Annotated in this window: 10 protein-coding genes; 5 read left to right on the top strand and 5 right to left on the bottom strand. The window is 37.6% G+C overall.

Features of this window, described 5'->3' with window-relative positions; translation table 11 throughout:
* Both M0R16_12630 and gap read left to right on the top strand, forming a co-directional pair.
* On the top strand, positions 1 to 1,595 hold a 1,595-nt coding region (locus tag M0R16_12630), incomplete at its 5' end, for a gliding motility-associated C-terminal domain-containing protein (protein MCK9613718.1).
* A gap of 120 nt (positions 1,596 to 1,715) precedes the next feature.
* The gene (gene gap, locus M0R16_12625) at positions 1,716 to 2,720 is read left to right on the top strand and encodes a type I glyceraldehyde-3-phosphate dehydrogenase (GenBank protein MCK9613717.1); all 1,005 of its coding nucleotides are present in this window, start codon (positions 1,716 to 1,718) and stop codon (positions 2,718 to 2,720) included.
* 8 nt (positions 2,721 to 2,728) lie between these two features.
* Here gap and M0R16_12620 read toward each other — a convergent pair whose 3' ends face one another.
* The 3 genes from M0R16_12620 to M0R16_12610 all read right to left on the bottom strand — a co-directional run bounded on the left by M0R16_12620 (position 2,729) and on the right by M0R16_12610 (position 7,225).
* Complete coding sequence (locus tag M0R16_12620) at positions 2,729 to 4,171, bottom strand: T9SS type A sorting domain-containing protein (protein ID MCK9613716.1); 1,443 nt, start codon at positions 4,169 to 4,171, stop codon at positions 2,729 to 2,731.
* A 9-nt stretch (positions 4,172 to 4,180) separates the two neighbouring features.
* A complete protein-coding gene (locus M0R16_12615) occupies positions 4,181 to 5,236 on the bottom strand; it encodes a hypothetical protein (GenBank protein ID MCK9613715.1) in 1,056 nt (351 codons plus the stop codon).
* Positions 5,237 to 5,686: 450 nt separating this feature from the next.
* Positions 5,687 to 7,225, bottom strand: coding sequence for a YifB family Mg chelatase-like AAA ATPase (locus M0R16_12610; GenBank protein ID MCK9613714.1), 1,539 nt, complete (start codon positions 7,223 to 7,225; stop codon positions 5,687 to 5,689).
* Positions 7,226 to 7,444: 219 nt separating this feature from the next.
* On the opposite strand from M0R16_12610, the gene M0R16_12605 reads away from it, so the two are divergent.
* Genes M0R16_12605 through M0R16_12595 form a run of 3 tightly spaced genes read left to right on the top strand, consistent with a single transcriptional unit; the run spans position 7,445 to position 11,676 of the window.
* The gene (locus tag M0R16_12605; GenBank protein ID MCK9613713.1) at positions 7,445 to 8,434 is read left to right on the top strand and encodes a T9SS type A sorting domain-containing protein; all 990 of its coding nucleotides are present in this window, start codon (positions 7,445 to 7,447) and stop codon (positions 8,432 to 8,434) included.
* 54 nt (positions 8,435 to 8,488) lie between these two features.
* Positions 8,489 to 10,894, top strand: coding sequence for a TonB-dependent receptor (locus tag M0R16_12600; GenBank protein MCK9613712.1), 2,406 nt, complete (start codon positions 8,489 to 8,491; stop codon positions 10,892 to 10,894).
* A 5-nt stretch (positions 10,895 to 10,899) separates the two neighbouring features.
* Positions 10,900 to 11,676, top strand: a complete 777-nt coding sequence (locus tag M0R16_12595) for a PCMD domain-containing protein (protein ID MCK9613711.1) — start codon at positions 10,900 to 10,902, stop codon at positions 11,674 to 11,676.
* Positions 11,677 to 11,698: 22 nt separating this feature from the next.
* Here the strand turns inward: M0R16_12595 and M0R16_12590 are convergent, their stop codons facing one another.
* A complete protein-coding gene (locus M0R16_12590) occupies positions 11,699 to 11,941 on the bottom strand; it encodes an acyl carrier protein (protein ID MCK9613710.1) in 243 nt (80 codons plus the stop codon).
* An 11-nt stretch (positions 11,942 to 11,952) separates the two neighbouring features.
* Positions 11,953 to 13,578: an AMP-binding protein gene (locus M0R16_12585; GenBank protein ID MCK9613709.1), complete on the bottom strand. Its 1,626-nt coding sequence runs from the start codon at positions 13,576 to 13,578 to the stop codon at positions 11,953 to 11,955.
* Positions 13,579 to 13,581 lie beyond the last annotated feature (3 nt).

Raw genomic sequence — 13,581 nt, 5'->3', positions numbered from 1 at the left:
GACTTACTGAAGGGACAGAAACTGTTATTTTCAATGTTCAAACCATTATTTGCGGAGGCAATTCAAATATTCCTATTAGTATTATTGACAATTCTCCTGTCTCTCTTGTTTCTTCGAACGATACGCTTATCTGTGGAGACCCTGCTACTATATGGGTAAATGCCAGTGGAGGATTCCCTCCGTACAATTATAACTGGGATAACGGTATAGGCAATGTTTCTTCGGCAACCATTAATCCGCCGGCCTCAACAATTTATTATGTTACTGTTACGGATCTTTGCAGTTCCTCAGCAACAGAAAGTATTGCTATTACCGTGGGCTCATTAACGGCAGATGCCGGTCCGGATGTTACCATTTGTGCGGGAGATGTGGCCAATCTCAATGCTGTTGGAGGGACAGGCTATTTGTGGAATACCGGCCAGGGAACGCCTTCGATATCGGTACAACCTGCTGTAACAACAACTTATTATTGTACAATTTACAATGTATGTGATGCTGTAGATTCTGTTACGGTTTTTGTAAATCCTTTGCCGACAATAACGGCAACAGCAAACCCTATGTCTATTTATGATGGAGAATCAACGGTTTTGTGTGGGAGTGGCGGAGTTTCTTATTCATGGATTTCAAATCCAATGGACGTTTCATTGTCAGGACAAAACACCTTACCCTGCCCTGTGGTATCTCCGGGAGAAACAACCAACTATATGGTTGTCGGCACCGATGCCAACGGCTGTCAGAACTCAGCCAATGTTACCGTTATTGTAATACCTATTTATCCTGTTGTAGATTTTGAAGCGTATCCTGTAGCAGGCTGTGAACCGCTGACTGTACAGTTTACAGATTTATCTTCCCGCGTGAAACCGGGGGCAACTTATGTATGGGATTTTGGAAACAATACTTTTTCTTACGAAGAAGACCCCATTGCTTATTATACCGACCCGGGTACCTATGACGTTACACTAACAATTACCAATCCTGGAAATTATACCACCACACTTGTAAAACCCGGATATATTGTTGTTTACCCCAAACCTGTAGCTATTTTTTCATCTTCGCCGCAAAATTTCACAACCATCCTTGACCCTACTTTCAGCTTTTTTGATAACTCTCTGGGAAATATCACTCAGTGGTACTGGGATTTTGGAGACGGGTACAACAGTATTGCCCAGAACAACACGCATTGTTATTATTACGGAGATATCTATTACAACTTTCCTCAGATGGAAGATACAGGCACGTATCTTGTCACTTTGGTAGTTACTTCCAACCATGGATGCGTGGACACCACATCACAGTACGTTCGCATCATACCTACTCATGCCATTTATGTTCCGAATGCTTTCACGCCCAATGATGACCCGAAAAATCAATATTTCTGCGCTCAGGGATATGGAATCATAGAAGAAGGATTTAGAATGCGTATTTATGACCGCTGGGGCAAACAGGTTTTTGAAAGCCAGTCAATAACTGATTGCTGGAACGGAGAATACAACGACTCCCCGGTGGAAACAGGAACCTATGTTTATATTATTGAATATCTTGACTCAAAATATATAAAACATAAAACAAAGGGAACAGTTACTCTTTTCCATTAAAAATGCACTACACCATAACCAAATAATTAAAGGGAGGTTTTTCCTCCTTTTTTTATTCTTCATTATCCGATTTAATTCTAATTTTGTGACTTAATTAGTAACTCAATAAAAACGATTATTATGTCTGAAATAAAAGTAGCAATCAATGGATTTGGCCGTATAGGAAGGCTTACATTACGGGCGCTGGCTCAGATGAACCATGTGAATGTTGTTGCCCTTAACGATTTGACAGATGCAAAAACCCTGGCGCATTTATTTACATACGATTCTGTTCACGGAAAATATGCCGGTGAGGTGTCTTATGAAGAAAATTATTTAATAATTGACGGAAAAAAATACCGGGTATTTGCCGAAAAAGATCCTGCCCTGCTGCCATGGAAAGACCTGGGCGTGAATGTTGTTGTTGAATCAACCGGAGTTTTCCGCAAAAGGGAAAAACTGCAAAAACATCTGGATGCCGGAGCACAGAAAATTGTTCTTACCGTACCCTCTGAATCAAAAGACGACGTTGACAATACCATTGTTCTTGGTGTAAACAATCAGGCTTTGCGCAAAGACGATAAAATTCTGAGTAATGCTTCGTGCACCACAAACTGCCTGGCGCCCATGGCAAAAGTTTTGAACGATAATTTCGGCATCCGTCGCGGGCTGATGAACACTATTCACTCATACACCAACGACCAGATAATACTGGATGCCCCACACAAAGACCTGCGCCGCGCGCGCGCAGCAGCTATTTCTATTATTCCCACAAGCACCGGCGCTGCTAAAGCAATAGGGTTGGTTATCCCTGAACTCAGCGGAAAGCTTGACGGAATGGCTATGCGCGTTCCCACACCAGATGGTTCCATTGTGGATCTTACATGTGAACTTGAAAAGCCAACAACAAAAGAAGAAATAAATGCTGCTATGAAAAATGCTGCGGAAACAAGCCTGAAAGGCATCATGGAATATTGCACCGACCCCATAGTGAGTGTGGATATTATCGGGAACAAACATTCCTGCATCTTCGATTCAAAACTTACGCAGCTTATTGACAGGAATTTTGTAAAAGTTATTGGCTGGTACGACAACGAATTCGGTTATTCCAACAGAGTGGCTGAATTGGTGGCGATGCTGGGGTAAATTTAGTGTTACATTTTTATAAAAGTTCCACTCTCTAAGGGCTTGTTTTTTATTAAACGATAAAAATATACTCCCTGACTAAGTTTGGAAATAGTGATAGCATTTTTACCTTGTTTTAAATGTTGTTTCTGCAACAACATGCCTGACGGGCTATAAATTTCCAGAGAAAGCTCCTTGTATAATCCGGTTTCAAAATTTATAATATTCTGAGCGGGGTTAGGATAAACCAATACTTGTTTTTCACTTACATAAACATTTTCATTCATCCCAACAGGTGCGTTGCCGTTTTTATCTGTCTTTATTAAAACGATATCTCCCTGCAAAGAATATGAAGGATAATTAATCCAGTCCCAGAAACTCCATTGTACAATACAACCTCCATCTGACGTAGCTTCAATACTACCAACCTGATAATTGCCATCAAAACCAAAATATTTTTGCCAAAAAACATTTTTATCCATATTAAATTTAACAACTAAAATACCGCTCAAACCCTGCTCGTCAAAATAAACCGAAGAAGCATTCGAACAATAAAATAATGTGTCAGGTGTTGTAAAACTATAAAAATCCTTGAATTGTGTTATGTCATTTTTTTCATAAATAGTTGAAAAAGTAAACGTGTCAACAATTTCAGCATTTATCTTGCGAGCATAAAAGCCCGGGAAAGAATAATTAATATCGCCGCTAGTAATTGCAGATTCAAAATAAATACTATCATTATAAGTTTTTGTTTGACACCATGTAAATATATTTTCAGTTTGCCATCTATTAATTACCGTATCAAAAGAACTGAAATCGTAACTAGTTTTTACAATCCAATTTCTTGTCGTAATCAGATAAGTACTATCCTTTTTAATAAAAACAATACTGGAATTATAACCATCACAATATTCCTTGTCAAATTTTTTATTTAAATTAAAAACAGAGTCAAACTTATATATGTTGTAACACCATGAGCTATTTTCATTTGTTGCTGTTAAAAAAACATGTGATCCATCATAACACAAGATATAATCCATAACCCATTCATTTACCAATAATGTATCAATAATTTTTTCATTTAGAACCTGCAAATTAGTATCCAAAACAGAAACATAAAGATAATGGTAATCGTTATCTGATAATGTACTATAATAAAGAAAAGCATTTTGATAATTTATTATTGGGGTTATAGTTGAGTTCTTTTTCCCAAGAATTGAGTCTATTAAAATACTATCTTTTATATCGCCAATTTCATCAATTTGATAAATATATTTTTTCGAATTTATTCCAGTGATAAAATCTTGTTTTCTAACTATTAAATAATAATTATTGTTTATACCTTCTTTAATTGAAAAAGAAACATTGTCGTATTCGTTATTGGTTATTCTCTTAATAAAACAATTTGATTGCGAATACAATTCGTTAAAAAATAAAAAAATAATCACAACAAATAAAACAATGTTTCTCATGTTGAAATTTTAATTATTCATAGCAGTACAATACCAATTTGCTGTTGTATATTTTATAGGCATAGCAATATAGTAGAAATCGTCAATTAAGATATGCTCTTTATATTTTTCCATCCTGTATTCAATAACTGTTAAATTTGAAGGAAATGTCTCCATCCATCTTTTGTATATTTTTCTTGCACCATTTAAATATTGATTGAGCTTAGTATAATCTAAGCATGAATTTGGCCAAACGTGTTGAGCACTGACATCAAACACTAATCCTAAGTTTCCAAGTGTTCCCGTTCCAAGGACAGGATCGTTTACAAACGTATTACCCCATAAAGCAAAATGTGGCGGTGAAAAATTATAATAGATAATACTTCCTCCATTTATACACACCGGAGAGCTATAATTTTGAGTGAAAATTTTTTGATCAATTAGCTTATAACCAGGCAATGATGAAGTGTAGCCAGCACATATTAAGGGATCAACTGCCATTACCGGTACTGTATTTGCATCAAATTCTTCTTCACCAAGCACGAACAAACCTTTTTTTGTAACTACTTTCTCTGCATCAAAATATGCTAAGTCATTCTCAATTTTTTGTAATGTTATATTAACAAATTTAAGGTATTCATCAATATTATTATCAATAGCAAATTTTTCAGCTTCAATATATTTAATCATTAAATCATTACCATCTAACAAAATTTTTCCTTCATAATCATATCCTTTGGTATTAACTGTAAATTCCATCTTTTCATTTTTTTCAAAAATTAAAGTTGTATCTTCAATATTTCCTCTTTCAAAATTTAATACGGCCTCCATAAGGAAAATGGATAAATCTATGGCTTTATCGCCAATTATTACCAAATCTTTATTTCCAGAAATATGTTCCTGATAAGCAATTTTCTCTTTTTGAAAATTACTAACAATAGTTTCAATCTGAGTAACATCCGGCACATAGTAATTCATTTCTTTAATCAAATCTTTTGAAACATTAACAATTGCTTCATTTGTTTCTTTTTTGCATCCCATAAATAATGCAAATAAAATTACAAAAAAATAAATTAAATTTTTCATGTCTTTTTAAATTTTTAGTTAAACATTATTTTGCTGTTTCAGTTCCAAAATCATTTGTGGGGTAAAAAATAAAAAAGCGTGGAACTGTAACTTTATTCGTTTCTGAGGTATCGCCAGACACCCACGACTACAAATAAGTTAAGCCCACGCCGTTGCGTGAGCGTTACACTTATTATCCATGTAGTCGTTTTTGAAAACTGGCGATTTTCAGAAACACAAATAAAAGCTAACGCCTTTTTATGATTTTATATAGAGTTATGTCATTTTAATATGGGTTTACATTTACTTAACGGCAAATATAATCTACAAATTAATAAAATACAAGCGTACTTTATTTTAATTACAAGTAACTGAAAAAAAATATTTCTTTAGAAATTGGCTGGTACGATAATGAATTCGGCTATTCAAACCGGGTAGCTGAATTGGTGGCGATGCTGGGATAAAAAGAATCTATCCCGCCCAGTTCTCCCTATCCAAACTACGGTATTGTATGGCTTCGGCAAGATGATGATTCTGAATATCATCCACGCCATCCAAATCAGCAATAGTACGTGCGACCTTGAGAATGCGGTCATAGGCCCGTGCCGACAAGCTGAGTTTTTCCATAGCATTTTTCAGTAATATCATGCCCGATTCGTTGATGTGGCAGTAGGTCTGTAATAATTTGGTGTTCATTTGTGCATTACAATACACACCCTGTATTTCTTTAAATCGTTGCTCCTGTATAGAGCGAGCCGATACTACCCGTTTCCTGATAACTTCACTTTTCTCGCTAGATTGCGCCTTACTTAATTCTCTGAAAGGAACCGGGGTTACCTCTACATGAATGTCTATACGGTCGAGCAGGGGGCCGGAAACTTTATTCAAATATTTCTGAACAATACCGGGACCGCAGACACATTCCTTTTCCGGATGGTTGTAATATCCGCAAGGGCAGGGGTTCATGGCCGCCACCAGCATAAAACTTGCAGGATATTCTACAGTGAATTTTGCCCTCGAAATGGTAACAACTCTATCCTCAACCGGCTGCCGGAGTACTTCCAGTACTGTCCGTTTAAATTCAGGCAATTCATCCAGAAAAAGTACGCCGTTATGCGCCATAGATATTTCTCCCGGTTGTGGAAAACTGCCGCCTCCAACCAAAGCCACATCGCTGATGGTATGATGTGGAGAACGAAAAGGCCTCACGGAAACAAGGGAAGCGTTTTTAGGCAGTTTGCCCGACACCGAGTGAATCTTTGTGGTTTCAAGAGCTTCGTGAAGGTTCAGCGGAGGCAGTATGGATGGCAGTCGCTTTGCCAGCATGGTTTTTCCGGCACCGGGAGGACCGATAAAAATAACGTTGTGTCCGCCTGCCGCAGCTATTTCCAATGCCCTTTTTATATTTTCCTGTCCCTTCACATCAGAAAAATCAAATTCGTATTCATTCAGTTTTGTATAAAACTCATCACGGGTGTTAACACTTATTGGCTCTATTTCAATATCGCCATTCAAAAAGTCCACTACCTGCTTCAAGTCAGAAACGCCGATAACTTCAAGGTTGTTCACAATAGCAGCTTCCTGGGCATTGTCTTTCGGAAGAATAAACCCTTTAAATCCTTGTTTTCTGGCCTCAATGGCTATGGGTAATGCGCCTTTTATCGGCTGCAGGCTGCCATCCAGCGACAATTCTCCCATTATAATATACTTATCCAGATTGTCCGGTTTCAACTGTTGCGAAGCCGCAAGAATTCCCAGCGCAATGGTGAGGTCATAAGCAGAGCCTTCCTTCCGGATATCGGCAGGCGCCATATTAATAACGATTCTTTTACCCGGATAATTAAAACCGTTATTTTTAAAAGAAGCTACTATGCGTTGCTGGCTTTCTTTTACCGCACTGTCGGGAAGGCCCACGATAAAAAATTGTATTCCTGTGTCAATGTTAACCTCCACCGTAATAGTAATTGCATCTATACCTATTATAGCGCTCCCAAAAGTTTTTATCAGCATATTATATTTATTATTGAAACAAATTTATTTTATTTAACCATTGAAAAGGTTTTTTTTCTTAAATATCTTAAATTTTGTTAATAAAATTTTACACAATTCTAATTATCAGTACTTTAAAAACGTTCAATGAAACAGGTATATTCCGTTTATATAAAAAAGAAGAATTTTATTGTAATTTTGCCCCGGTTTTAGAGTATTTATTAATTTAAAATTAGAAACATGAAGTTCAAAGCATTATTTTTATCGCTTTTATTGTCATCAGGTATTGCCTGTTTCACAAATGCACAAACACAGATAAATAATTCAGGATTTGAAGACTGGGAAAATGTTGGTTCTGCAACAGAAGAACCCTTAGAATGGAATTCTTTTAAAACAGCTTCAGGTATTCTTTCCTATCTGGCATCACAGCAAATAAAAAGGTCGCCACTCACTAGGCCGGGGACATCGGGGACTTATAGCTGTGTCATCTGGTCAAAAGAAATCATGTCAATCGTTGCCAACGGGAATTTCACCACGGGACAGATTAACATGAGTAGTGCAACTCCTAGCGACCCCAGCAATTATAATATTACTTATACTGCACAAACACCCTTCAGTGAAGCTCTGGGTGCCAATCCCGATTCTCTGGTAGTTTGGGTAAGATTTAAACCATCTAACAGCGGAGGAACTGACTCTGCGCGTATCAGGGCTATTATTCATGATACTTATGACCTCAAAGACCCGATTGACGCATCATCGGCACCGCATGTTGTTGGAATTGCCACAAAACATGTAGCTTCTACGAACGGGCAGTGGGAACGGTTAAGCATTCCTTTTGAATATACAGGGCCGGCATCTTCGCCCGACTTTATTCAAATAACTTTTACCACCAACAAAACCCCGGGAGGCGGTTCCGGAGGAGACAGCCTGTATGTTGATGATTTGTCATTAATTTATAATCCTAATGGTATTGAAAACGAAAATGCCAACGAAGAAATTAATATTTACACAAGAAATAATAACTTGGTGATTTGCAGGCCGGCAAATTATTCTGCTGAAGCTAAAGTAATTATTTATAACATCAGTGGCCAGGCCATATATACTTCACAATTAAATCAACTGTCCAAAGAATCTTATATTAATTTAAGCGTTTTTAAAGCAGGGATTTACATTGCAAATGTGGTCTCTGAGAACGGGCAGAGTTTTAGCCAAAAGTTTTCAGTTCAGTAAGATTTATTACTTTTGCATTAATCATTATAACTAATTTCTGCTTAAGCTATATAAATGACTTTTCGTACAAAAATTCTTTTTTTCGCTTTTTTATTTTTTATTACAGCTTTGCCGATAATAGTATTATCGCAAAACGCTATTATCAAAGGTACGGTTAAGGAAGATGATACAGATAAGCCTATACCCTTTGCCAGCATTGGTATTAAAGACCAGCAAAGGGGCACAAACAGTGATATGGACGGAAATTTTCAGTTTGAAGTAAAACCCGGAGAATACATTATAATGTTTTCCTCTATTGGTTATGAAAAGATTTCTCAGTCCATTACCGCAAAAGCAGGGAAAACTGTAACATTGAATATTAAGATGAAGGTTTCTGTTACGGAATTAAACACTACGGTAGTATCTGCTTCAAAATATGAACAAAAACTTGAAGATGCGACCAATTCGATGGAGGTTATCAAGCCCTCGATGTTAGAAAATAAAAACATTTTAACTCTTGATAAAGCTATTGAGTCTGTTCCTGGCGTTGCCATTGTGGATAATGAACCTCAAATCCGCGGTGGAAGCGGGTATAGTTCCGGGCTGGGAAGCCGTGTCATGATACTTATTGATGAAATTCCTATGATGAGGGCTGATGCCGGACGCCCGGTATGGAGTTTTTTGCCCGTGGAAGATGTGGAACAAATAGAAGTGTTAAAAGGGGCCTCCAGTGTTACCTATGGTTCTTCTGCACTGAATGGAGCTATTAACATCCGCACGGCATATCCCAAAGACAAGCCTTTAACAAGAATTACTTTGCATAGCGGTATCTACAGCACGCCACCACGGCGATATACAAAATCCTGGGATGGGTTTAATCCCATAATTCTCGGGGCAAATTTTATACATTCCCGCAGAGTGAATAATTTTGACTATGTGATAGGCGGAAATTTTCTCTCAGATCCGGGTTGTATTGGTGCTCCTCCACATGACACTACAGGCGATTACGATAAGGGTGAATTTGAAAAGAATATTCGTCTTAATTTCGGAACCAGAGTTCGTTCTAATCACCTTGAAGGCTTGACATACGGATTAAATGGAAATTTCATGTATTCTCAGAACACACAAGCCTTTTTCTGGATGGATGCCGACTCCAACATTTTCCGTTCATATCCCGGCGCCATAACCAATTTTGCCGATTTCCAATTTTATTTGGATCCATATGTAAAATATTTTGGACCCAAAGGGGCTTCTCATTCGTTAAAAAACAGGTTTTTTTACTGTAACAGCGGTGGCAGCAACGACCAGTCAACCATGTCGTATTTTGTTTATAATGAATACCAGTTTTCTAAAATGTTTAAAACAAAAATAGGCGACCCGGTGATAAATGTTGGAGTCATGAATATGTATGCATACTCTTACGGAAAGGTTTTTTCGGGAATTTTTGGTGAAGCTGGAGAAAAATCATCGGATAATATAGCTATTTATGCCCAGGGAGAAATGAAATTATTCAGGCGCTTAACAGTATCTGCCGGGGTGAGATGGGAATATTACACAATGGCAGATTACACCGACAACAAGCCTATTTTCAGAGCTGGGGTAAATTTAAAAGCTACCAATGCAACCTATATCAGGGCTTCCTTCGGTCAGGGCTTCAGATTCCCAAGTATAGGGGAACGATACATTTCTACCATGTCTGGCAATTTTGGTATTTATCCTAATCCTGACCTGAAATCAGAAACCAGCTGGAATACCGAGCTGGGCATCAAACAATTGTTTAAAATCAAAAAATTTGTTGGTTTTATTGATATCTGTGGTTTCTGGCAGGAATATGATAATTATGTTGAATTTAATGCCGGGCTCTGGGGAAGAAACATGAAACCGGATAGTTCGGGTTATGATATTTCTAAAAATCTGGGTTATAAATTCCTAAACACTGCCGATGCGCGAGTATGGGGCATAGATATTACCCTTATGGGAGAAGGTAAGTTTACTAAAGATTTTTCAATGACTGTTATGGGCGGATATACTTTTACCCGGCCAACCAGTCTTGAACCCGACAAGATATATTACGTGGATACTCTATTGCAACGGGAATTTTCTTATATGAATACCTCGTCAGACACACGTGAAAATATTCTGAAATACCGCTTTGAACAACTTGCCAAGCTTGATATGGAATTTACGTATAAAGGATTTTCACTTGGGGTCAGCGGTAAATATTATGGATTTATGTACAACATTGATAACTTTTTCTATGAAAACGACCGTCCGGGTTTATTTGATACCGGTATAAGAGATTACCGAAGGGAACATCATGACGGAGATTTTGTTTTCGATGCAAGATTAAGTTACGAACTGAAAAAACATTTTAAATTTACAGTATTAATGAACAATATTTTAAACACTGAATATTCACTAAGGCCCATATCTGTCGAACCCCCGAGGGTTACATCTATTCAGATAGTTTACAAAGTTTAGTAAGAATGAAAAAATTACATTACTCTTTTACGGTTATTTTTTGTGTTTTTTTTGTTTCTTTAGCCATATTTTCTTCATGCAGAAAATACATTGATTATATCGAAGAAGAACCTCCCGTTAAGTTGGAATGCACATTAAATATTCCCGGTGGCTGCCTTGACCAATGGATGAACTGGGATGATGGAAATGGTTTTAAGTGCCTGGAACCGGCCGGGAATTTTTTAAGGTCGCTTAATTATCTGTACACCCTGCCTGTTGCTGCAGGAGGCCCCGGCCCTCAAACAGCCGACAGCACCCGGGATTCATATTCCGGAAAATATGCTGCACTATTAACAACAAAAAGTTTCAGCCCTATGGGGCAACCCATACTTATCCCCGGATTAATTGGAACGGATTCCCTTGATATCCCCAATGCAACCATCAGGGTGGGCAAACCTTATACAAAAAGGCCAATTGCCTTTGATGGTTATTACAAATATGAGCCCGTTAACGGCGACTCTGCCCTCATTTCTGTTTTGTTATCAAAATTTAATTCTACAGAAAGCAAAAGAGACACCATTGCCCTTGTCAGAGCTATATATAAAAATACCGTAACTACTTATACACATATAGAACTGCCATTAACTTATTATAGCACCGTGACTCCCGATTCCATTACTTTACTAATATGTTCCAGCGGGGGTATCCGCCTGGACGACCTTATGAACTGTAAAGGCCAGGTAGGCAGCAAACTCTGGATAGATGAAATATCTTTTATAATGCCGGAAGGTAAAAAGCTTTGATTTACTTTTAATAAATCACTTCTTATTTTTTCTGCTGAATAAGCAAAAGAAGAGAATTGTACATTTCTCCTACTGTCTTCCATTTATCTATCTCTTCGTCTTTGAATTTAATACCAAAGTTCTTTTCCACCGCAACTACCAGGTTTAGATGAGAAAGAGAATCCCATCCGTCAATATCATTTGCCGTTGTTTCAGGGCTGATTTTAATATCATCATCGTAAAACACCTTGCAAAAAATTTTATTTAATTCATCAAATGTATCCATGGTATTGTTTTTTAAATTTCCAGAGTCGAAATATCTCCGGGGTCTTCGCCTTTATACATGGCTTTAAGTACCCTGCGCATTATTTTTCCACTTTTATTTTTGGGGATTTCTTCAATAATTTTTATATCTTTAGGAGTGGCAATGGTAGATAGCCGGTTTGAAAGAAATATCCTTATTCGCAGCTCAAGGTCGTCAGTCCACGAATGGAAATCTTTTAACCGAATATAGGCGACAACCTTTTCGTATAATATATCATCAGGTGCGCCTATCACTGCCGACTCGGCAATCTCGGGGATTTCCAGCAACACACTTTCAATTTCAAATGGGCTAATAAGATGCCCTGCCGTATTTATAACGTCGTCATTCCTACCTATAAAATACAAATAACCTTCTTCGTCCTTAAAAGCCAGATCCCCTGAATAATAATACCCGTTTTTAAATTTTTCTCTATAGACTTTGGAGTTGTTCAGATAATCAACAAACATTGAATCCCAGGAAGTTTTTAAACACAAATGCCCTGTTTCAGAAGAAGAACATATTTCTCCTGTATCTGAAATAATTTCTGCATGAATATCATCAACAGGTTTTCCCATTGAGCCGGATTTGATTTCAATGCCCGGACGGTTGCTTATCATGATGCTGCCTGTTTCCGTTTGAAACCAGGTATCATAAATTTCCTTTCCCAAAACTTTTTTAGCCCAAATATTTATTTCCGGATTTAATGGTTCTCCGACACTAAAAATATGCTCAAGATGTTTCAGGCTGAATTTTTCAAAAAGAGTTTTGTTTTCACGCATCAGCATTCGTAGTGCTGTGGGTGCGGTGTACCATTTTGTAACTTTTTCTTCTTCAATCAGCTTCATCCATGTTTCGGCATGATAAGCCCCGCCATAATGTAGTTGTGAAATGCCCAGGCTCCATGGCCCGATTATTCCATAGGATGTTCCTGTAACCCATCCCTGGTCGGCAGTACACCAGTACAAATCATTTTCATTAAGGCACAAGACTTCCTGTGTTGTCTGGCTTTGGGTATGAATGCTCTTGTGAATATGTTGCACGCCTTTGGGTTTCCCCGTTGAACCTGAAGTATAATGAAGGACAGAGGGTGTCTCCGGGTTCGTCTGAGTTATGGTAAATGTTTCAGATGCTCCGGCAAGCAATTTGGGAAGCCCTATAACTTTTTCATTATTTTCTTCTTCATCAATGACAAAAATAAATTCAAGTTTTTCCAGACGTGGCAATGCGCGTAAAATCTTTTTCAGCAGGCTTTTTTTTGTTATCACGACTCTAGCGCCGCAGTCGCTCAGACGGTCATAAAGCGCTTCTTCGCCAAAATTTGAAAATAATGTCCCGGCAACAGCCTGTATTTTTAATATCCCGAGAAAAGCAAAAAATTGTTCAGGTAGTTTGGGCAAAAAAGTAAAAACAATATCTCCTTTTTCTATTCCCATACCCGATAATACATTCGCATAACGGTTGCTTTCTTTTTCAAGTTGCTCAAACGTAAACACCTCTCGTTTTCCTGTATGGTCAATCCATATAAAGGCCGTTTTCGCAGCATTTCCAGTTAAACACTGATGCCGGGTGCAATAGTATGCAATATTGTGCTGATTATTTATTATTTTAAATTCTGACATGGT

Source organism: Bacteroidales bacterium, from assembly GCA_023228145.1.
In the GTDB taxonomy this organism is placed as follows: Bacteria; Bacteroidota; Bacteroidia; order Bacteroidales; family CAIWKO01; genus CAIWKO01.
This window is presented reverse-complemented; position numbering and strand designations above follow the sequence as displayed.